Below are 20,511 nucleotides of genomic sequence, written 5' to 3'. Positions count from 1 at the left end.
AGTGGTTTTTTCATATTAAAACGTATCGCCAGGAATTCGCACCCATCCCTCCATGAGTACTCGAGCACTGCGACTCATAATGGCCTTTTTTACAGTCCATTGGTCATTAATTTTCTCCGCTTCAGCGCCCACTCTGAGTGTCCCAGAAGGATGCCCAAATCTGACTGATTTTTTTTCACCACCACCTGAGGCTAAATTGACTAATGTTCCAGGAATTGCAGCGGCGGTTCCAATCGCTACAGCTGCGGTTCCCATCATGGCATGGTGCAGTTTACCCATAGATAAAGCACGAACCGTCAAGTCGATCTCATCAGCGTGTACTGCTTTTCCGCTAGATGAGATGTAATTTTTAGGCGCAGATACAAATGCAATTTTAGGTGTATGCTGACGTTGAACCGCTTCATCAATATGCTGAATAATACCCATCTTTACAGCACCATAAGCACGAATTTTTTCAAACTTGGCCAAGGCCTCGACATCATTATTGATATGATCCTGAAGTTCAGTTCCTTCATACCCCAAGTCTGAAGCACACATAAAAATAGTTGGAATACCCGCATTAATCAGCGTCACCTGAAAGCGACCAATATCTGGGACTTCCAGTTCATCAACCACATTTCCTGTGGGAAACATGGCAGCCCCATCCTCTCCATCATCTGCGGGATCTAAAAATTCTATTTGCACCTCTGCAGCTGGAAATGTTACCCCATCAAGCTCGAAATCACCTGTTTCCTGAACCTGACCATTTGTGATTGGGACATGCGCAATAATCGTTTTCTGAATATTGACCTGCCAAATCTTTACCGTACAAATTCCATTCTCTGGGATCTTTTCTGCACTCACGAGACCATTTGAAATCGCAAATGAGCCTACAGCAGCCGTAAGATTGCCACAATTACCACTCCAGTCGACGAATGGTCGATCAATTGCAACCTGTCCAAAAAGATAATCTACATCATGATCAGGTTGAGCGCTTTTAGAGAGAATGACTGTCTTACTGGTACTAGATGAAGCACCACCCATTCCATCGATTTGTTTGCCATAAGGATCAGGGCTTCCTATCACACGTAATAAGATCTGATCTCTTGCTTTACCTGGAACTTGAGCTTCTTTGGGTAAATCATTTAAGTTAAAGAAAACACCTTTACTCGTTCCTCCACGCATATAAGTGGCTGGAATTTTAATTTGTGGTGTTGAACTCATAGCTCATTCCTTCTCTTTTAATATTTGTTATCAATCGTGATTTTTAGTTCAATACAGTATAAATGATTTTTTATGTGAACATGAGCACTTAACACTATGGTATGAATTTCCATCAATTACGATAGATTAAATTTAATTCACTCTCACAAAAACAAATTCTAATAAAATTAAATGATTGATTAAAAAATAATTAAATCATTTTTCTATAATAATTTTATTTTATTTAAATCATAAAAAACATTCATGAACGCTGACGTACTAGGCTAATGCAATTTGATCTATTACAATCTTGTAACTTATTTCAATCGTCGGGCTGAATACTTTGAATAACAAGTCTTCACAACTTCAGCGTGGCTTAAAGAATCGTCATATCCAATTAATCGCTATGGGTGGTGCAATTGGTACAGGCTTATTTTTAGGTTCCGCACACGTGATCCAATCTGCCGGCCCATCTATTATTTTGGGTTATGCAATTGGTGGTTTAATCGCTTTTTTAATTATGCGCCAATTAGGCGAAATGATTGTTCATGAACCTGTTGCAGGATCATTTAGTCATTTTGCAAATAAATATTGGGGTAAGTTTCCTGGATTCCTAGCAGGTTGGAACTATTGGATTCTTTATATTTTGGTCGCGATGACCGAATTAACAGCTGTTGCGAAATATATTAACTATTGGTGGCCTCACATTCCTGCTTGGTCATCAGTTCTTTTCTTCTTTATTATCATTACCTTAGTTAACCTCTGTAATGTTAAATTTTATGGAGAATCAGAGTTTTGGCTGTCTATTATTAAAGTAGCAGCTGTCGTGTCGATGATTATCTTCGGTCTATTCTTGTTGTTTACAGCAGGATCTGACTCTACTGCATCATTCAGTAATCTTTGGACTCACGGTGGTTTCTTCCCTCATGGATTCGAAGGTTTATTCTTCATGTTGGCATTCCTGATGTTCGCCTTTGGTGGTATTGAACTGATTGGTATGGCGGCAGCTGAGGCTGAAAATCCAGAGAAAACGATTCCTAAAGCAATTAATCAAGTTGTTTTCCGTATTCTGATTTTCTATGTTGGGTCGCTTACAATTCTTCTTTCTTTAGTTCCATGGAATCAACTGCAACTTGGTGGTCTAGATAAAAGTCCATTCGTAATGATCTTCAGTCAACTGGGTATTGATTGGGCTGCTCACCTGCTCAACTTTATTATTTTGACTGCTGCGCTATCAGTATATAACAGTGGAATGTACGCGAATAGCCGTATGCTTTTTGGTTTAGCAAAACAAGGGAATGCCCCTAAAATTTTTGAAACAACCAATAAACAAGGTGTACCTGTTCCTGCGGTATTGTTGTCAGCAGTGTTAATTTTCGGATGTGTTTTATTAAACTATTTTGCACCTGAAGATGCTTTAAGTAATTTAATTTATATTGTTGTTGGTGCTCTAGTACTTAACTGGGCGATGATTGCGTTGACTCACTTGAAATTTAAACAAGCGATGAAACTGTCAAATACCACTTCAAAATTTCCTGCTCTATGGTCACCAGCCAGTAACTATTTGGTTCTTGGGTTTATTATTGTCGTGCTTTACATCATGTGGACTCAGGGCTTAAGCGGTGCTGTGATCATGATTCCGATCTGGATTATCCTGATGTTGGTATTATTTAAATTACTTTACCGAAAATAGTAAGACGCATTAAAAAAGTTATTGCTAAGCAATAACTTTTTTTCAAAAATTTATTTGATCAGATTAGTATGCGTCCTTAGCTTAACTGGATAGAGCAGTTGCCTCCTAAGTGACCGGCGTGGGTTCGAGTCCCGCAGGGCGCACCATTTTCTGAGATTAATACACTTATCAACAAATTGACCCAAAATAAAAAAAATAATGTCATTTCAGTCAAATTTTTGTTGCATCTCATTACCTTTATGATATGTTGTTTGTAGAGTAAAAAATAAACATTTTAGCATAAATCGTTTATCTATCAGCTCTTAAGGAAATAACTAAAAAAATTCTATTAAATTAAAAATTCACATTATCTAAGGATAGATAACATGAAATTAAAAACCATCAGTGCATCTGTATTATTTGCTTTATTACCGATTTCTGGGGCTTATGCAGCCGCAATGGATCGCTCAGGTCAATCGATAGGAGCATTTTTACAACCAAATAACTACTTTGAAGCTGGTATCTCCATTATTGACCCTGATGTATCTGGAAAAAATCAATTGGGTCCAATTAGTGATATGGGTGATGATTATTATTTTCCAAGCGCAGCTTTGAAATTACAACTTAACGAAAATTTCTCTTTCGGTATTCTATACGATCAGCCATTTGGGGCATCTGCAACTTATACAGATGGTATAATTCCTGATGATGGAGCCTTAGGTAATCGGCCACTTGCAGGCACTAATGTAAAAGTTAATTCAAATAATATTACTGCTCTTTTCGGCTTTCAACCTAATGAACAATGGAACTTTTATGCAGGCGGTGTATATCAAGATGTGAGAGGCAACTTAACACTGTCTAGTATTGGTTATAATTCAACTTTTAAACGTGATGAAGGCTACGGTTGGTTAGCAGGAGCAGCTTTTCAAATACCAGAAATTGCATTAAAAGTGTCTTTGACTTATAGATCTGAAATTGATCATGAGCTTGACACTACTGAAAATTCAAATTTAGTCGTTGGTGTAATTAACAATCAAGTTGCAACAATTGATGGACTAGTGGCATTAGCAAACGGGACACTTACATTTGAGCAAGTGGTAAGTTCTCTGCCTATTTCTGCAGAAGATAAAGCTCAAGCATTAGCAGCAAATAGTTTACGAAACAAGTTACTTAATTCTGATTCAGAAAAAACTAAAATCTCCACACCTCAATCCGTTAATTTAGATTTCCAAACTGGCATTATGGCCAATACAGTTGCTTTTGCGAATGTACGATGGGTCGAATGGGGTGGCTATGGTATAGATATTGATAAATTTGGAAGTATTACCCAATTATTATCAGGTCAACGACAAAATATTATCGATTATGATAAAGATCAATGGTCTGCCACAGTTGGTGTTGGGCGAAAAATTAATGAAAAATGGGGTGGTGCTATTTCTGCCGGCTGGGATTCAGGTGCTGGTAATCCTGTAACTGCACTTGGTCCAACTGAAGGTTATTGGAATGTCGGATTAAGTGCACAGTTTAGTCCTACTCCAGCAACTTTTATCGGTGGAGGCGTCAAATATTTTTGGTTAGGAGATGCTGAAGCTCGTTCTGTTGGCAAATATGTCGGTAATTTTGAAGATAATAATGCTTGGGCATATGGCCTAAAAATGGGTTATCGTTTCTAAATGCCATTTATTTTTCAAAAGAGCACTTAAGTGCTCTTTTTTATTTAATCATGAATGCTGTTGACTGACTGTATAGTTCATTTATAAATTAACGATAAGATACTGTCATTCAAGATTAAATAATTCATAAATTCAATAATTTATATAAAAATAAAATTCCCATTATTTTTATCAGAATTAAAATTCAATTATAAATTTATTTCCTTAGAGTATTTACTCTGATTCTTAATGTGTTATTTTGTGAACATAAGATTTAGGATCAGTTTAAGATAACTAGTCCTCAATTCAATTGGAAAATACAAAATAATTCATTGAAGAAGATCAGGGAAAATTCAAGTGAAATTAACAAAATTATCAGCTGCTGTATTATTCGGTTTAGCATCATCAGGCACTTTTGCTGCTGCATTAGATCGTTCTGGACAATCTATTTCATCATTCCTTCAACCAGGAAATTACTTTGAAGCAGGTATCTCAATTTTAGATCCATCTGTCTCTGGTAAAGATTTATCGGGTAATCATACTGGAGATATGGCTGGTGATTACTACTTCCCTACCGCAGCTTTAAAAATACAAGCGACTGATAATATTTCAGTGGGTCTTTTATATGATCAACCTTTTGGTGCAGATGCTGAATACACAGGAACAAATAATTTTGTCGCTAGCCCAGCCGATGGTGTATTACCTGGAACTGCTTTGACAAATGGATTACCAGTAGTGACTGCTAATCCAACAGGAAGCTTTAACGGTATACCTGTAATCACAGATCCGTCTACTGGATTACCAGTTGCAATCGGTTTAGGAACTCAAATAACTGGAAACACATCTGTCGAAGTTGATACTCAAAACTTATCACTGATTTTAGGCTACCAACCTACAGAAAATTTTAACTTTTATGGTGGTGCAGTCTATCAAACAGTTAAAGGTAACGTAAAACTTCGTGGTTCAGCATATAGCTTATTTAATGGTTATGATGCTGATATTCCTGAAGACAATGCCTTTGGATGGTTAGCTGGCGCAGCATATCAAATTCCTGAGATTGCGCTTAAAGCATCGATTACTTATCGTTCCGAAATTGATCATAAAGTCAATGTTAATGAAAGTATTCCTCTCATTGCGCCTCTAGGTTCTTTACTAGTGGCTTCTGGAGCATTACCAGGTTCAGCTTTGGCAGGTCTTAATTCATCTGGTGAAACTAAAATCACTACACCACAATCTGTAAATTTAGATTTACAATCTGGCATTATGGCTAACACGGTTGCTTTCGCTAATATCCGTTGGGTAGACTGGTCAAGTTTCTCTATACGCCCTCATAAATTTGGTCAATTATCAGAGCTTGCTGGTGGACTATTACCATCTTTGGGCAAACCTAATGGATTTAACCTAGTTGATTATTCTAAAGATCAATGGTCTGTAACAACAGGTGTAGGTCGTAAATTTAACGAGCAATGGGCTGGTAATGTTTCAGTTGGATGGGACTCAGGTGCAGGCAATCCTGTAACGACACTTGGACCAACAGAAGGTTATTGGAACGTAGGTTTAGGTCTTCAATATAGCCCTACTCCAGCTACGTTTATTGCAGGTGGTGTTAAATACTTCTGGTTAGGTGATGCTGATGCTCAGACAGGTGCACATAGCGCAGCAGGAAAGTTTGAAGACAATGACGCTTTAGCTTATGGTCTTAAAATCGGCTATAAATTCTAATCATTCATCAATAAAAAAAGACCACATGATTGTGGTCTTTTTTTATTTTTATACAAGTATAAATTAATTGCCTGTTATATCATCATTTAAAATAAGAAAACGACTCAAACTACAATTCCTTTTTTGCTCAATAATATTTTTTAAAAACATGGACATAATTATTTAATCTCATAACTTGATATTGAAGCTACATAAATTTGATTATATTTCAAACATTTCCGAGTATTTACTCTTTTTTTATTTATGTTATTTTTCATGCAATTTTTTTCGCCATATGGCATTCATGGATGAACATCATGAAATTTAAAGTACTTTCATACTCAGTCTTATTATCTACGCTCCCATTAACTTCAATTTACGCCGCAGGATTAGATCGTTCAGGTCAGTCAATTTCAGCATTTCTCCAATCAGGTAATTATGCAGAAGCTGGTATTTCTGTTTTAGATCCCACCGTTAAAGGTTCTTCCACCGTGATTAATAAAATCACTGGTCAGGATTTAACAGGCGAAAAAATTACCGATATGGGCAGTGATTATTATTTTGTAAACACTGCTCTTAAACTACAGATTACTGACCAAGTTTCTTTAGGATTAATTTACGATCAGCCTTTTGGTGCAGATGCATTATACGATGCTAAAAATCAATCATTTGGGAATAGTTTAAGTGGTACATCAGTTGAAGTTAAAACACAAAATTTAACTGCACTTATTGGCTATCAACCCACTGAAAATTGGAATTTTTACGCTGGTCCAGTATGGCAAACAGTTGAAGCTGATATCAATCTAAAAGGTAGTGCATACCAAGTCTTAAATGGCTATAACATCCATGTAGACCAAAAAGAAGCCTACGGCTGGATTGCAGGTACTGCATATCAAATTCCAAAAATTGCATTAAAAGCATCTATCACTTATCGCTCTGAGATTAAACACAAAGCTCAGTCGAATGAAACCTCGCTCCTTCCACTTTACGCCGATGCATTAAAAAAGCCTGAGTTTAATAGATTAGATAAGATCGCTGCAGTAACTGAAGCAGTTACTCCACAATCTGTAAATATTGATTTACAGTCTGGAATTGCAACAAACACTTTGGCGTTTGCTAACCTGCGTTGGGTTCATTGGGATCAATTTACGGTTACACCTAAATTACTTGGATTAGTTGGACAGGACCTCATTTCGTATTCCGATGATCAGTACTCTGCAACCTTAGGTGTTGCACATAAATTTAATGATCAATGGGCAGCAACCACAACTGTAGGCTATGACTCTGGAGCTGGAAACCCTGTAACCACTTTAGGTCCAACTGAAGGTTATTGGAGTGTAGGCTTAGGTGGTCAATTCAACCCATCACAGCAAAGCTTTATTCAAGCTGGTGTTAAATATTTCTGGTTAGGCGATGCAACTGCTCAAACGGGTGGAATAAATGTTGGAGAATTCAGCAACAATTATGCATTAGGTTATGGCATGAAAATCGGGTATCGATTCTAACAATTGTTATAAAAAAAGGACGCTAAAGCGTCCTTTTTTCAAAGTAATAACTTAGGCTGGAATATCACGTACAGAAGCGTTGCGGATCGCTTCTTTCAATGCAGCATAACCATTAATCGCAGGAAATTGTGGGAATTCTGCAATTACATTATCCGGCGCATCAAATAAGAAACCTTGATCTGCTTCACCGAGCATCGTAGTATCGTTATACGAGTCGCCTGCAGCAATTACACGGAAATTTAAACCGTGTAAAGCTTGCACTGCTTTACGTTTTTGATCAGGTTGACGTAGTTTGTAATTTGTAATCATACCATTTTCGTCAGTTTCTAATTTGTGACAGAAAATCGTAGGCCAACCTAACTGCTTCATCAATGGATGAGCAAATTCATAGAATGTGTCTGATAAAATGATGAGTTGGAAATGAGTACGTACCCACTCGACAAACTCCTTAGCACCTTCAAACGGTCCCATATCTGCAATAACAGCTTGAATGTCATTTAAACCTAAACCATGCTGTTTAAGAATATTTAAACGCTGAGTCATGAGCACATCGTAGTCTGGAATATCTCGAGTTGTTGCTTCAAGCTCTTTAATTCCTGTTTTTTTTGCAAAATTAATCCAAATTTCAGGAACCAAAACGCCTTCAAGATCTAGACAAACGATTTCCATGATACTGCCCTCAGCATTAATAAAATTTGCAATATCATAGCCGAAGATTGTTGAATATCGATGTAATTTTTTAAATCTATTTTATTCATAAGTATTTATTTTTATTTCATAAGATAAATCTCTGAATTCAACTAAAATATACATCAAATATTTTAATATAGGACTTGTTGTTTCCAAGCCTATATCGCCAGGATTCTCATGACTACCATTCCAAGCATAGATTTAATTGATGCACTTGCATCAGAGTATGAAGATAAATCCCCTTCGGAAATTATAGCCTTAGCTTTAAATCAAACAGGTGAAATTGCCATTTCATTTTCAGGTGCTGAAGATGTTGTATTGATTGATATGGCTGCAAATTTAGGTAAACCTTTTCGCGTGTTTAGTCTAGATACAGGTCGCTTGCATTCAGAAACTTATCAATTTATTGAGACTGTTCGTAAGCACTATAATATCAACATTGAAATATGTTTCCCGGAAGCTGAAGCTGTTCAGAATCTGGTCAACGAAAAAGGACTGTTTAGCTTTTATCAAGATGATCATAAAGAGTGTTGTGGTATCCGTAAGGTTCAACCTCTTCGTAAAAAGTTAGCAACACTTGATGGATGGATCACGGGTCAACGTAAAGATCAAAGTCCGGGTACACGTACTGAAATTCCAGTGATTCAAGCTGATCTAGGTTTTTCAGGTGAAGGTAAACAACTCATTAAATACAACCCTTTGGCGAATTGGACGAGTGCTGACATTTGGAATTATATTCGCATGATGGAAATTCCATATAATCCATTGCATGAAAAAGGTTTTATTTCAATTGGATGTGAACCATGCACGCGTCCAGTACTTCCAAATCAGCACGAGCGTGAAGGTCGTTGGTGGTGGGAAGAAGCAACGCATAAAGAATGTGGTTTACATTCAGGTAATTTAAAAAAGTAAAAACTGTCTCACAAAGTTTTAAGCCACTGATTTAAAGTGGCTTTTTTGTACTGACCATTCATTAAAAAAATTTATGCCCCCTCCAACAAATACGTCTATACTGATCTCTTGGATTGATAATTCTAAAAAACAATTTTAGAAATTTGCAGTGAGGCAAACCTAGACTATGCGCCCATTACACCCGCTTGATTTTATTTTCTTATCTTTGGAAAAAAGACAACAGCCCATGCATGTTGGCGGATTATTTTTATTTGAAATTCCAGAAGATGCGCCACCAACCTTTATTCAAGATTTAGTGGCAGATATTCGCAACTCAAAATCTATTCCAATTCCACCGTTTAATAATAAATTAAACGGACTGTTTTGGGACACAGACACTGAATTCGATCTTGATCATCACTTCAGACATATTGCTCTACCACATCCTGGTCGTATTCGTGAGCTACTCACCTACATTTCCCAAGAGCACAGTTCATTAATTGATCGAGCTAAGCCATTATGGATGTGTCATATCATTGAGGGCATTGAAGGCAATCGTTTCGCCATGTATTTCAAAATACATCATGGGATGGTCGATGGTATTGCAGGCATGCGTTTAATTGAAAAATCACTCTCTCATGATCCAAATGCAAGAAGTATCGTTCCGCCATGGTGTGTCGAAGGTCCGCGTGCTAAGCGACTTAAAACACCTAAAGTAAGCCGTGCAAAACAAATATTGTCTAATTTGAAAGGTCAAGTGCAGTCTACACCGGGTGTATTCAAAGTGCTGTCTGAAACTGTCTTTAAGGATATGGGACGTAATCCGGACTATGTATCTAGTTTCCAAGCCCCAAGTAGTATTCTGAATCAAAAAGTCAGCTCATCGCGTCGTTTCGCTGCTCAGTCATATGAGTTTAAGCGCCTCAACCATATTTCAAAATCACTGGGTGTGACCATTAACGATATTGTTCTCGCGATTTGCTCTGGTGCTTTGCGTGAATACTTAATCAGTCAAAGTGCTTTACCTGAGAAACCATTAATCGCTATGGTTCCTGTCTCCGTTCGTACTGATGATTCAGATATGTCAAATCGTATAACGATGATTCTGGCCAACTTAGCGACACATAAAGCCGATCCATTAGAACGACTCGATCTTATTCGTCGTAGCGTAATGAATGCGAAGCAAAAATTCAAACGCATGACTTCAGATCAGATTCTCAACTATAGTGCCTTCGTATATGGTCCTGCAGGTTTAAATATCATCTCTGGTTTAGCACCTAAACGTCAGGCATTTAACCTCGTTATTTCTAACGTACCAGGGCCTAAAGAGCCGCTATATTGGAATGGTGCACGTTTGGACGCACTCTACCCTGCTTCTATCGTACTTGATGGTCAAGCATTGAATATTACAATGACCAGTTATATGGATAAATTAGAAGTCGGTTTAACCGCATGTCGAAATGCTTTGCCTAAGATGCAAAATTTATTGACCCATTTAGAAGATGAGATTCAACGATTTGAAAAAATTGTGGGTTTACCTGAAGATGAAAAACCGCAGATTATGAAAAAGACCACTAAGCGTAGTGCAGTGAAGAAACAAGTAGTAGCGGATATAGAAGTTGCAAATGAAAAACCAGCTTAAGGCTGTATATTTCGATATTCACAAAAAAATTAAGGGGCTTTAAAAAGGCCCCTTAATTTTTAATATTACGACACTGCTTGATTAATTGCTGACAGAGCGAAACGACCATCGCTTGTGTAACTCGAACTTCTTGACCTTGATCGTTGAGCATCAAGCAAGCGCTTTTGTTTGAATCCACAATTTGACGATGGCTACCCGCTAATTGTTCCGTTAAATTCATACCCACTTTGACCTCACTTTGCTAAGACAACATCGCTGTCTTTGGCTATTCGATTTGATTTCTTAAGTATTGAGAAATCGAGATCGAATGTAAAATCTCAGTTGTAACAAGTGTTTAACGATATTCTGTTACAATTTCAATTCAAAATGATATCGTATTGCTCTTGCGTGTATAAATTTTCGACTTGAAACTTAATGACACGTTTCACAAAATGCTCTAAATCAGAGACGGCCGCAGCTTCTACGGTTAATAATCGATCCACAACCGATGGATGCGCAACGACAGTAAAGTCAGTCTGAGACTCAAAATCTCGAGCATATCTTAATATCTCTCGAAAGATTTCGTAACAAACAGTCTCGGCACTTTTCACATAACCACGTCCCTGACACGTTGGACAAGACTCACATAACAAATGTTCAAGTGATTCACGCGTCCGTTTACGCGTCATTTCTACTAAGCCAAGCTCAGACACTTGGGTGATTTTAGTTTTTGCATGGTCACGTTCTAAGACTTTTTCAAATTGCTTAAGCACTTCATCACGGTGTGAGGCCTCTTGCATATCAATAAAGTCAATAATGATAATTCCACCTAAGTTGCGCAGTCTGAGTTGACGCACAATGACTTGTGTCGCTTCCATGTTGGTCTTAAAGACGGTGTCCTCAAGAGAGCGTCCACCTACATATGAGCCTGTATTGACGTCAATAGTGGTCATGGCTTCCGTCTGATCAATCATCAGATAACCACCAGACTTTAAAGCAACACGTGTTTGCAATGCTTTTTGAATATCCGTTTCAACATTGTATAAGTCGAATATCGGACACTCACCAGGGTAGTGTTTCAGACGATCAACCATATTTGGTACAAACTCAGCCACGAACTCTTGTAGCTTGCCAAACACTTCTCTTGAATCGACTTGAATTTTTACCGTATCTTCATTTGCCAGATCACGGATGATACGTTGAGGAAGTGGTAGCTCTTCAAAGATAAGTGATGGAACCACGACACTTTTTTGTTTGCGCTGAATAAATTCCCAAAGTTTTGCCAAATACGCCATATCTTGCGCAATAGCGGCTTCTTCGATCCCCTCTGCTGCAGTTCGGACAATGACAGAACCGGGTAACTTATGTTCAGCTTGAATACGCTCAATGATCGAACGTAAACGATCACGCTCTTCTTCTGATTCGATTCGCTGAGAAACGCCAGTATGATGTCCATAAGGCATCATCACCAAATAGCGAGAAGGAATGGAAAGATCAGTACTTAAACGCGCACCTTTCGTGCCTAACATATCTTTCATGACCTGCACTGTCAGAATCTGACCTGGTTGCAGAAGATCAAAGACATTTGGCGTCGGTTGATTACGAGGCCAAATCATGTCATTGATATGTAAAAAAGCAGTACGAGATAAGCCAATGTCTACAAATGCCGCTTGCATACCAGGCAATACACGTACAACTTTGGCTTTATAAATATTCCCGACTAAACCACGTTTAGCGTTGCGTTCAACAAATAGTTCGTTGACCGTCCCATTTTCAACTAACGCCACCCGACACTCCATTGGGGTGACGTTAATCAACAACTCGTCAGACATAAAAAACACTCAAAACATTATAAAAATTTTTTAAAAGGTTAATTTAGTGCCTTAACCACTTTTCAATATTTGATTCAGTAACTGTGATGTTTCATGTAAAGGCAAACCCACCACATTGGTGTAGCTACCTTCAATACGAGGAACGAACTTTGCGGCGATTCCTTGTATTGCGTAAGCCCCTGCTTTTCCTACAGGTTCCCCAGTTGACCAATATTCTTCCATATCATGATGACTGAGTGATTGAAAATCAACCTTTGTGCTCACTACCGTACTTATTGTTTTATGTTGTGAAGCCACACAAACGCCACTGAGAACTTCATGCTGACGCCCTGACAAGGATTGCCAAATTTCAAACGCATGTTGCTTCGAGTCAGGTTTGCCAATAATTTGCCCATCTAAACTGAGGCTTGTATCTGCAGCAATGACCACCGCATCTGGAAATCGCGCTAAAACAACCTGAGCTTTTTGTTCTGCTAAACGTCGAACATAATCATGCGCTTGCTCACCATCACGTACAGACTCATCGATTTCTGGACTAAAAATATCAAATTTAAGTCCAAGCTGTGCAAGCAATTCTTTACGCCGAGGCGAGCTCGACGCCAGGATTAAATTCGCCATTTTCTAAGCAAATAATACAAGATGGGCCAAGTTAAAATACTGCTCATTAATGGCTGCCAATGACGAGTTATCGAAAATTGCATATCGGAAATAATTTGTGCAAAAAGGACATAAATCAAATGTGCCAATATAGCAACACTAGCGATTGCCCAAGTATTTCCAAACGTCATTAAACGGCGTTCACGCACAAACCAACGGATGGTAAATGTGAGTAAAACAAAGCTTAGCGCATGTAATCCAAGGGGTGCATCAAGCAGTAAATCGGTAAATAATCCGACTGCAAAAGCAAACCAAACACCACACCATGTCGGTTGAAGCAAGATCCAATACACCGTAATCATCAACATGATCAGCGGTCGCCATCCTGCTAATGTATAAGACAGAGGATACACCACCAACACCGAACCAATAATGATTGAAAGCACGATGATCCATAGAGGATCACGTGTTTTAACTGATGATATTTTTTTAGCGCTGAGCATGAGGTTGCTCCATGGCTAATGAGTCTGAGAACAGTACCACTACATGGTGTCCACCTGCCAACTGAGCTGCAGGTTTCACGTCTATCTGCGCAAACTCACCGGTATTTTCACGCTTAACTTTGGACACTGTTCCGACCAAATAACCCGCAGGAAAATGTTGTCCTAAACCTGAACTATACACCTTGTCCCCGACTTTGACGTTAGCGCTGGTCGGTACATATTCCATTTTCAGACGACCTAAATCACCAGTGCCTGACACAATGGCACGCATGCCAGAGTTTTCAAGACGTACAGATAAGGAGTGTTCTTTATCAGACAATAACATGACACGGCTACTGTGCGGATAAACATTGATGATCTGCCCCATGATACCGTTATCATCCAACACCGTTTGCCCGACACGCAGTTGGCTCGCAGCACCTCGGTTAATGATAATGATATGACGTAACGGATCAGCATCTGTGCCAATCACCTCAGAGATTTCCATACGACCGTCAATGATCAAAGGCGTATCCAATAATCCACGTAAGCGCGTATTTTCAGCGGAGAGTTCTGAGAGTTTTTGAAGGCGAACCTGAGCCTGAAGCAGCTCTGCCTGCATCGCAGTATTCTCACGACGCAGTTGCGCTTCAGACTTGGTTTGTTGACTGAGCCATTCTTTCGATAAAACGGGATAGCTTGCAATGGCATAAATGGGATTATATGCCGCGTACAAGACATCTCTTGCTGGTTGAATCAAGTGTGGAGCGCGCCAATTAAACATTAACACGAACAAACACACGATGACTGCAATGATGAAAGAGCGAAAAGATGGCGGTTGTCTTGAAAACAGATTCGGTTGCACCGCCTCGTCCTTAAATTAAATTACAGAAAATTAACCAACAAACAGCATGTCATGGTTCGGGTTGTCAAAGAGTTCTAAGACTTTGCCACCACCACGTGTTACACAAGAAAGCGGATCTTCAGCAACTACTACTGGCAAACCTGTTTCTTGCGATAATAACTTGTCTAAGTTACGTAATAACGCACCACCACCAGTCAATACAATACCGCGCTCCGCGATATCTGATGACAACTCAGGAGGTGTTTGTTCAAGCGCAGATTTCACTGCAGACACAATGCTTTGCAATGGATCAGTGATTGCTTGAGTAATTTCATCAGAAGTCACCGTAATTGCGCGCGGAACACCTTCCGCCAAGTTACGACCGCGAACTTCGATTTCTAACACTTTGCCATCTTCATCAGGAAGCGCCATACCCACTTCTTTCTTAATGGTTTCAGCCGTTGTTTCACCAATGACGCAACCGTGTGCTTTACGAACATAATGAATAATTTGTTCGTCAAAAACATCACCACCAATGCGCAATGAATCTGCATAGACACAACCTTGCAATGAAATGATTGCAATTTCAGTTGTACCACCACCTACGTCTACGACCATCGAACCACATGCTTGCTCAACTGGCATGCCTGCACCAATCGCTGCTGCCATTGGCTCTTCGATTAAACGTACATCACGTGCGCCTGCATTGAATACAGCCTCACGAATCGCACGACGTTCAACCAAAGTTGATTTACATGGCACACACACCACAACACGTGGCGCTGGTGGGAAAAGACGCTTTTCATGCACTTTACCAATAAATTGGTTTAACATGGTCTCAGTGACTTCGAAATCCGCAATCACGCCATCTTTCATTGGACGAATTGCAGAAATATTCGCAGGGGTACGACCAAGCATTTGCTTAGCATCCAAGCCAACAGCGGCAACTATTTTTTGTGAACCACTGTGACGAATTGCCACAACAGTCGGTTCATTTAATATAATGCCCCGTCCTGGCGCATAAATTAGTGTATTAGCGGTGCCTAAATCTATGGCTAGATCTGGCGAAAACAAGCCAATTAGTCGTTTTAGAATCACGGGTCGTTCTCAGTTCAACGTTATATAGACGTAAGATGGCAACTTTAACTAAATGTGATGCTTTGGACAAGTCAATCGCTTATTATAACGCATGATATTTTGAATATTTTTATTACTGATTAGGTGAGACAGCATGTCAGCATCAGATGCTCAGCAATCTGCAGATTTAAATGCACAAACCGTTTCAAGCATTGCACACTTAGCACGCTTGTCTTTGGATGACACTCAATCTGCTGAATATGCTCAAAGTTTGAATAAAATTTTAGGAATGATGGAAACCTTGAAAGGCATTGATACCGAAGGTGTTGAGCCACTTAAGAGTCCATTTGACCATCCGCAGCCATTACGTGAAGACGCTGTGTCTGAACAAAACCATCGTGATGACTATCAAGCCGTTGCACCAGCTGTGCAAGACGGTTTGTATCTTGTTCCACGTGTAATTGAATAATTGTTCAGTTTTGCCCTATTTAAATTTTAGTTAAGAATTTTTCTCATGACAGATTTACATCGCTTATCGGTTCGTGAACTTATCGATGGTTTAGCAACCGCTAAATTCTCTTCACGTGAATTGACGCAACATTATTTAAACCGTATTGAAAAAATTGATGCGCAAGTCAAATCTTATGTCACTGTGACTGCTGAACAAGCATTGGCTCAAGCTGATGCAGCTGATGCAGCGATCAAAGCAGGTACAGCAACCACTTTGACTGGTTTACCTATTGCACATAAAGATATTTTCTGTACGCAAGGCATTAAAACCACGGCTGGTTCTAAAATGCTAGACAACTTTATCTCTCCGTACGACGCAACCGTTGTAGCGAAAGGTAAAGCTGCGGGCCTAGTGACTTTAGGTAAAGTGAACATGGACGAATTTGCCATGGGTTCTACATCAGAATCATCTTACTTCGGTGCAACGGCGAACCCTTGGGCTTTAGATCGTGTCCCAGGCGGGTCATCAGGTGGTTCTGCTGCGGCTGTAGCAGCTGACCTTGCACCGTTTGCGACTGGTACAGATACAGGCGGTTCAATCCGTCAACCTGCATCGTTCTGTGGCCTTACAGGCTTAAAACCAACCTATGGTCGTGTATCACGTTTCGGTATGATTGCCTATGCATCATCACTTGACCAAGGCGGTCCAATGGCGCGTTCAGCAGAAGACTGTGCTTACCTTATGAACGTGATGGCAGGTCATGACGCAAAAGATTCAACATCTGTACAAAAAGATGCTGATGACTACGTGGCTAACCTCAATGGCACATCGGTAAAAGGTTTACGTATTGGTATTCCAAAACAGTACTTTAATGTTGAAGGTTTAGCTGCTGACGTTAAAGCTCGTGTTGAAGAATCTCTAAAAAAATTGGAAGAGATGGGCGCAACGCTTGTTGAAATTGACCTCAACATGACTGAGGCATATGTTCCAACCTATTACCTGATTGCCCCTGCTGAAGCATCGTCTAACTTGTCACGTTTTGACGGCGTACGTTATGGCTACCGCTGTGAAGATCCAAAAGACATCATGGACTTGTACAAACGTTCTCGTTCTGAAGGTTTTGGTGCTGAAGTTCAACGCCGTATCTTGATTGGTACTTATGCGCTGTCTGCAGGTTATTACGATGCCTACTATGTCAAAGCACAAAAAGTACGTCGTTTAATCCAACAAGATTTCTTAAAAGCATTCGAGTCTGTTGACGTGATTGCTGCGCCATCTGCACCAACAACGGCCTATAAGATTGGTGCAAACCTTTCTCCAGTTGAAATGTACTTGGGCGATATCTATACCATCGCGGTCAACCTTGCAGGTCTTCCTGCGATTAACGCGCCTGTTGGTTTTGATCAAAATAATTTACCTGTTGGCTTACAGTTGATTGGTAACTACTGGTCAGAATCTCAATTGTTGTCTGTGGTGCACCAATACCAACAAGCAACTGATTGGCACACCAAACGCGCTGTAATTGCTGAGGAGAATGCATAATGGCGAAGAATAATGCAAAACCTAAGTCAAATTTGATTGATGGTTGGGAAGTCGTTATTGGTATTGAGATTCACACTCAACTTGCGACTAAATCTAAAATCTTCTCAGGTTCTTCAACTGAATTTGGTCAAGACCCAAATACACAAGCGAGCCTTGTTGATTTGGCAATGCCGGGCGTACTGCCTGTATTGAACAAAGAAGTGGTTGATCTTGCCATTCGCTTTGGTTTGGGTATCGATGCTTACATCGACCAAGCGTCAGTATTTGCACGTAAAAACTACTTCTACCCTGACTCTCCAAAAGGCTACCAAATCAGCCAAATGGACAACCCAATTGTGGGCTTGGGTCATATCGACATCCAACTTGAAGATGGCACAGTTAAACGCATTGGCGTAACCCGTGCGCACCTTGAGGAAGATGCAGGTAAATCGATCCATGACCAATTTGAAGGGATGTCAGGTATCGACTTAAACCGTGCAGGTACGCCGCTTTTAGAAATCGTATCTGAACCCGATATGCGTTCGGTTGAAGAAGCTGTTGCCTACATTAAAGCGATTCACACCCTTGTGCGTTGGTTAGGCATTTCTGACGGCAACATGGCAGAAGGTTCGTTCCGTGCCGACTGTAACGTGTCTTTACGTCGTCCGGGTCAGCCGTTTGGTACACGTTGTGAGCTTAAAAACCTCAACTCATTCCGTTTCATTGAACAAGCGATCAATGTTGAAATTGAACGTCAAATGGAAATCTTGGAATGGGATGGCACCATCGACCAAGAAACTCGTTTGTTCGACCCTGTGAAGATGGAAACGCGTTCAATGCGTTCGAAAGAAGAAGCGAACGATTACCGCTACTTCCCTGACCCAGACTTGTTGCCTGTGATCATTGCAGATGAGCAAATCGAAGCGATTAAAGCGACTATGCCTGAGCTTCCTGCTGCACGTCGTGCGCGTTTTGTGGCTGACTTTGGTGTGACTGAGTACGATGCGCACGTTTTAACATTGACTCGTGAAATGTCAGAGTTTTATGAAGAAGTTGTTAAGGCTGCGGGCGGTGCTGCACAAGGTAAGATTGCTGCAAACTGGGTGATGGGTGAATTCTCAGGTGCTTTAAACAAAGCGGGCTTAGAGTTGGCAGACTCTCCTGTATCAGCAGAGAAATTGGGTGGCATGATTGCGCGTATTGTGGATAACACCATTAACGGTAAGATTGCGAAACAAGTGTTCGGCTTTATGTGGGATGAAGGCAAAACTGCGGACGAGATTATTGCTGAAAAAGGCTTAAAACAGGAAACTGATACAGGCGCAATTGAAGCAATTATTAAGGACGTGCTTGCTGCTAATGAGAAGATGGTTGAAGAGTATAAATCTGGTAAAGAGAAAGCCTTTAACGGTCTTGTTGGTCAAGTGATGAAAGCAGCAAAAGGTAAAGCTAACCCTGCGCAAGTGAATGAATTAATGAAGAAATTGATTGGTTGATGATTGACTAATTAATCATCTTTATGCGATAAAAACCCTACCTAGAGTGGGGTTTTTATTTTTGAGAGAATAATGGCTTTAAAAACAATATTTAACGTTTCAGAAGAAAGAACAAATAAATTAGCAGTTTTAATTGATGCAGATAATGCTTCCGCAAAAGATATAGAAAATATTCTAAATGAACTTACCAAATATGGTGAAGCAACTGTCAAACGTATTTATGGAAACTTTGTCAGTCAAAATGGAAATTGGAAACAAGCTATCAATAGTTTAGCAATTAAGCCAATGCAACAATTTGCCTATACCACAGGTAAAAATGCAACTGATGGTTTTATGATTATTGATGCAATGGATTTACTCTATACAGGTCGATTTGATGGTTTTTGTTTGGTTTCTAGCGATAGTGACTTTACTGCTCTCGCCATTCGTATTAAGGAACAAGGAGCAACCGTTTACGGCTTTGGTAAAAAGCAAACGCCTGAAGCATTTAGGAATGCTTGCTCACATTTTACTTATGTAGAAAACTTAAGTAATTATGAAGAACCATTAATTAAAGAAACTAATACACCATCCCCTAAAGAAGTTAAACAAGAAAATAATGTTAAGGATGCACCGAAACAAGAAATAAAAAACGATACAGCCACAACTTCTCTACCATTAAATATTATTAAACAAGTGTTTGATAATCATGATAGTGAATGGATTAGTGTTGCATCACTTGGCTCTCAGTGGAAACTTTTACAAGTGGATTTTGACCCTCGTACATATGGTTTTAAGAAATTAGGGGATTTGGTAAAAGGCTTTCCACAAATTTTTCAAATAGAAGAACGCATTAGTAATGAACATAAAAACCTATATGTAAAACTAAAATAAATTCCGTTAACGGTCTTGTTGGTCAAGTCATGAAAGCCGCAAAAGGTAAAGCTAACCCTGCACAAGTGAATGAATTGATGAAGAAATTGATTGGTTAAAACTGATTAATTTTGGAATAAAAAACCCGCTTTAGAGCGGGTTTTTTAATCTAATAAAATGATAGTTTCTATTGAAATGCAGTTTTACTAATCTTCTTACATTCCTCAATCAATTTTATATTCTTTTTATAGTCTTGAATTGTATCAGTATCTAGGTCAAAAAAATATTGATAAGGCATATTTCTAAGAAATCCAAGCTCTTCAATTAATTGCTTAAGTTTTGATTTTTCTAAGCGGCTTTGTTGCATAAAGGTTTGAAAGGCTGAGTTCCCTTAAGCTACTCAAATTTAAGAGACAACTTGGGTATGAGGGCGACCTAATTCTGT

18 protein-coding genes, 1 tRNA gene and 1 pseudogene are annotated in these 20,511 nt (G+C 39.4%); 12 read left to right on the top strand and 8 right to left on the bottom strand.

Going from position 1 to position 20,511, the window contains the following annotated elements; translation table 11 throughout:
• Positions 1-15: 15 nt before the first annotated feature.
• Complete coding sequence (gene prpF, locus AC1M9D_RS02495) at positions 16-1,203, bottom strand: 2-methylaconitate cis-trans isomerase PrpF (protein ID WP_481589110.1); 1,188 nt, start codon at positions 1,201-1,203, stop codon at positions 16-18.
• Between the two features lie 322 nt (positions 1,204-1,525).
• Between prpF and AC1M9D_RS02490 the strand changes: the two genes are divergently transcribed.
• From AC1M9D_RS02490 to AC1M9D_RS02470, 5 genes are all read left to right on the top strand, one after another.
• Entirely contained in the window at positions 1,526-2,875 is a 1,350-nt protein-coding gene (locus AC1M9D_RS02490; protein WP_481611430.1) for an amino acid permease, read from the top strand.
• Positions 2,876-2,945: 70 nt separating this feature from the next.
• Positions 2,946-3,021, top strand: a tRNA-Arg gene (locus AC1M9D_RS02485).
• Positions 3,022-3,240: 219 nt separating this feature from the next.
• A complete protein-coding gene (locus tag AC1M9D_RS02480; protein ID WP_481611429.1) occupies positions 3,241-4,527 on the top strand; it encodes an OmpP1/FadL family transporter in 1,287 nt (428 codons plus the stop codon).
• A 336-nt stretch (positions 4,528-4,863) separates the two neighbouring features.
• The gene (locus tag AC1M9D_RS02475) at positions 4,864-6,228 is read left to right on the top strand and encodes an OmpP1/FadL family transporter (RefSeq protein ID WP_092767002.1); all 1,365 of its coding nucleotides are present in this window, start codon (positions 4,864-4,866) and stop codon (positions 6,226-6,228) included.
• A gap of 296 nt (positions 6,229-6,524) precedes the next feature.
• Positions 6,525-7,712, top strand: a complete 1,188-nt coding sequence (locus AC1M9D_RS02470) for an OmpP1/FadL family transporter (RefSeq protein WP_092767001.1) — start codon at positions 6,525-6,527, stop codon at positions 7,710-7,712.
• A gap of 51 nt (positions 7,713-7,763) precedes the next feature.
• Here the strand turns inward: AC1M9D_RS02470 and thrH are convergent, their stop codons facing one another.
• Positions 7,764-8,381 (bottom strand): bifunctional phosphoserine phosphatase/homoserine phosphotransferase ThrH, encoded by a 618-nt coding sequence (gene thrH / locus AC1M9D_RS02465; protein WP_035269809.1) that lies wholly within the window; start codon positions 8,379-8,381, stop codon positions 7,764-7,766.
• Positions 8,382-8,579: 198 nt separating this feature from the next.
• Here thrH and AC1M9D_RS02460 point away from each other — a divergent pair, with 198 nt between their 5' ends.
• Together AC1M9D_RS02460 and AC1M9D_RS02455 are read left to right on the top strand one after the other, a co-directional pair.
• Complete coding sequence (locus tag AC1M9D_RS02460) at positions 8,580-9,314, top strand: phosphoadenylyl-sulfate reductase (RefSeq protein WP_481611428.1); 735 nt, start codon at positions 8,580-8,582, stop codon at positions 9,312-9,314.
• Positions 9,315-9,480: 166 nt separating this feature from the next.
• Positions 9,481-10,935, top strand: a complete 1,455-nt coding sequence (locus AC1M9D_RS02455) for a WS/DGAT/MGAT family O-acyltransferase (RefSeq protein ID WP_481610929.1) — start codon at positions 9,481-9,483, stop codon at positions 10,933-10,935.
• A gap of 52 nt (positions 10,936-10,987) precedes the next feature.
• Here the strand turns inward: AC1M9D_RS02455 and AC1M9D_RS02450 are convergent, their stop codons facing one another.
• From AC1M9D_RS02450 to AC1M9D_RS02425, 6 genes are all read right to left on the bottom strand, one after another.
• Positions 10,988-11,155, bottom strand: coding sequence for a PA1571 family protein (locus AC1M9D_RS02450; protein WP_171076802.1), 168 nt, complete (start codon positions 11,153-11,155; stop codon positions 10,988-10,990).
• A gap of 136 nt (positions 11,156-11,291) precedes the next feature.
• Entirely contained in the window at positions 11,292-12,746 is a 1,455-nt protein-coding gene (gene rng, locus AC1M9D_RS02445) for a ribonuclease G (RefSeq protein WP_035269804.1), read from the bottom strand.
• Between the two features lie 51 nt (positions 12,747-12,797).
• Complete coding sequence (locus tag AC1M9D_RS02440; RefSeq protein WP_481611427.1) at positions 12,798-13,364, bottom strand: Maf family nucleotide pyrophosphatase; 567 nt, start codon at positions 13,362-13,364, stop codon at positions 12,798-12,800.
• Positions 13,352-13,846 (bottom strand): rod shape-determining protein MreD, encoded by a 495-nt coding sequence (mreD, locus tag AC1M9D_RS02435; protein WP_092766998.1) that lies wholly within the window; start codon positions 13,844-13,846, stop codon positions 13,352-13,354. Before mreD ends, AC1M9D_RS02440 begins: the two co-directional genes overlap by 13 nt.
• Positions 13,833-14,690, bottom strand: a complete 858-nt coding sequence (gene mreC / locus AC1M9D_RS02430; protein ID WP_035269796.1) for a rod shape-determining protein MreC — start codon at positions 14,688-14,690, stop codon at positions 13,833-13,835. Before mreC ends, mreD begins: the two co-directional genes overlap by 14 nt.
• A 30-nt stretch (positions 14,691-14,720) precedes the next feature.
• On the bottom strand, positions 14,721-15,767 hold the full coding sequence (locus tag AC1M9D_RS02425) for a rod shape-determining protein (protein ID WP_035269793.1): 1,047 nt from the start codon (positions 15,765-15,767) through the stop codon (positions 14,721-14,723).
• 133 nt (positions 15,768-15,900) lie between these two features.
• Here AC1M9D_RS02425 and gatC point away from each other — a divergent pair, with 133 nt between their 5' ends.
• The 5 genes and pseudogenes from gatC to AC1M9D_RS02400 form a co-directional block, all read left to right on the top strand.
• A complete protein-coding gene (gatC, locus tag AC1M9D_RS02420; RefSeq protein ID WP_035269791.1) occupies positions 15,901-16,215 on the top strand; it encodes an Asp-tRNA(Asn)/Glu-tRNA(Gln) amidotransferase subunit GatC in 315 nt (104 codons plus the stop codon).
• A 45-nt stretch (positions 16,216-16,260) separates the two neighbouring features.
• A complete protein-coding gene (gatA, locus tag AC1M9D_RS02415) occupies positions 16,261-17,739 on the top strand; it encodes an Asp-tRNA(Asn)/Glu-tRNA(Gln) amidotransferase subunit GatA (protein WP_481611426.1) in 1,479 nt (492 codons plus the stop codon).
• Positions 17,739-19,214 carry an Asp-tRNA(Asn)/Glu-tRNA(Gln) amidotransferase subunit GatB gene (gene gatB / locus AC1M9D_RS02410; protein ID WP_481611425.1) on the top strand — a complete coding sequence of 492 codons (1,476 nt, stop codon included), beginning with the start codon at positions 17,739-17,741 and terminating at the stop codon, positions 19,212-19,214. The genes gatA and gatB overlap by 1 nt, the downstream gene beginning before the upstream one ends.
• Positions 19,215-19,286: 72 nt before the next feature.
• Positions 19,287-20,087: an NYN domain-containing protein gene (locus AC1M9D_RS02405; protein WP_481611424.1), complete on the top strand. Its 801-nt coding sequence runs from the start codon at positions 19,287-19,289 to the stop codon at positions 20,085-20,087.
• Positions 20,081-20,185, top strand: a pseudogene (locus AC1M9D_RS02400) (hypothetical protein); the annotation flags it as partial. The gene AC1M9D_RS02405 and the pseudogene AC1M9D_RS02400, both read left to right, overlap by 7 nt.
• Between the last annotated feature and the right edge of the window lie 326 nt (positions 20,186-20,511).

The sequence above is a fragment of the Acinetobacter sp. ANC_7682 genome (genome assembly GCF_056779795.1).
Note: the sequence above shows the minus strand (reverse complement) of the source record. Positions and strands in the feature narration are given on the sequence as shown.

What these genes read in the sequence shown, in the direction of transcription:
- gatC (WP_035269791.1), top strand. Translation starts at nt 15,901, where the DNA reads ATGTCAGCATCAGATGCTCAGCAATCTGCAGATTTAAATGCACAAACC.
- AC1M9D_RS02460 (WP_481611428.1), top strand. Translation starts at nt 8,580, where the DNA reads ATGACTACCATTCCAAGCATAGATTTAATTGATGCACTTGCATCAGAG.
- rng (WP_035269804.1), bottom strand. Translation starts at nt 12,746, where the DNA reads ATGTCTGACGAGTTGTTGATTAACGTCACCCCAATGGAGTGTCGGGTG.
- AC1M9D_RS02455 (WP_481610929.1), top strand. Translation starts at nt 9,481, where the DNA reads ATGCGCCCATTACACCCGCTTGATTTTATTTTCTTATCTTTGGAAAAA.
- AC1M9D_RS02440 (WP_481611427.1), bottom strand. Translation starts at nt 13,364, where the DNA reads ATGGCGAATTTAATCCTGGCGTCGAGCTCGCCTCGGCGTAAAGAATTG.
- AC1M9D_RS02450 (WP_171076802.1), bottom strand. Translation starts at nt 11,155, where the DNA reads ATGAATTTAACGGAACAATTAGCGGGTAGCCATCGTCAAATTGTGGAT.
- gatB (WP_481611425.1), top strand. Translation starts at nt 17,739, where the DNA reads ATGGCGAAGAATAATGCAAAACCTAAGTCAAATTTGATTGATGGTTGG.
- AC1M9D_RS02470 (WP_092767001.1), top strand. Translation starts at nt 6,525, where the DNA reads ATGAAATTTAAAGTACTTTCATACTCAGTCTTATTATCTACGCTCCCA.
- thrH (WP_035269809.1), bottom strand. Translation starts at nt 8,381, where the DNA reads ATGGAAATCGTTTGTCTAGATCTTGAAGGCGTTTTGGTTCCTGAAATT.
- prpF (WP_481589110.1), bottom strand. Translation starts at nt 1,203, where the DNA reads ATGAGTTCAACACCACAAATTAAAATTCCAGCCACTTATATGCGTGGA.
- AC1M9D_RS02480 (WP_481611429.1), top strand. Translation starts at nt 3,241, where the DNA reads ATGAAATTAAAAACCATCAGTGCATCTGTATTATTTGCTTTATTACCG.
- gatA (WP_481611426.1), top strand. Translation starts at nt 16,261, where the DNA reads ATGACAGATTTACATCGCTTATCGGTTCGTGAACTTATCGATGGTTTA.
- mreD (WP_092766998.1), bottom strand. Translation starts at nt 13,846, where the DNA reads ATGCTCAGCGCTAAAAAAATATCATCAGTTAAAACACGTGATCCTCTA.
- AC1M9D_RS02405 (WP_481611424.1), top strand. Translation starts at nt 19,287, where the DNA reads ATGGCTTTAAAAACAATATTTAACGTTTCAGAAGAAAGAACAAATAAA.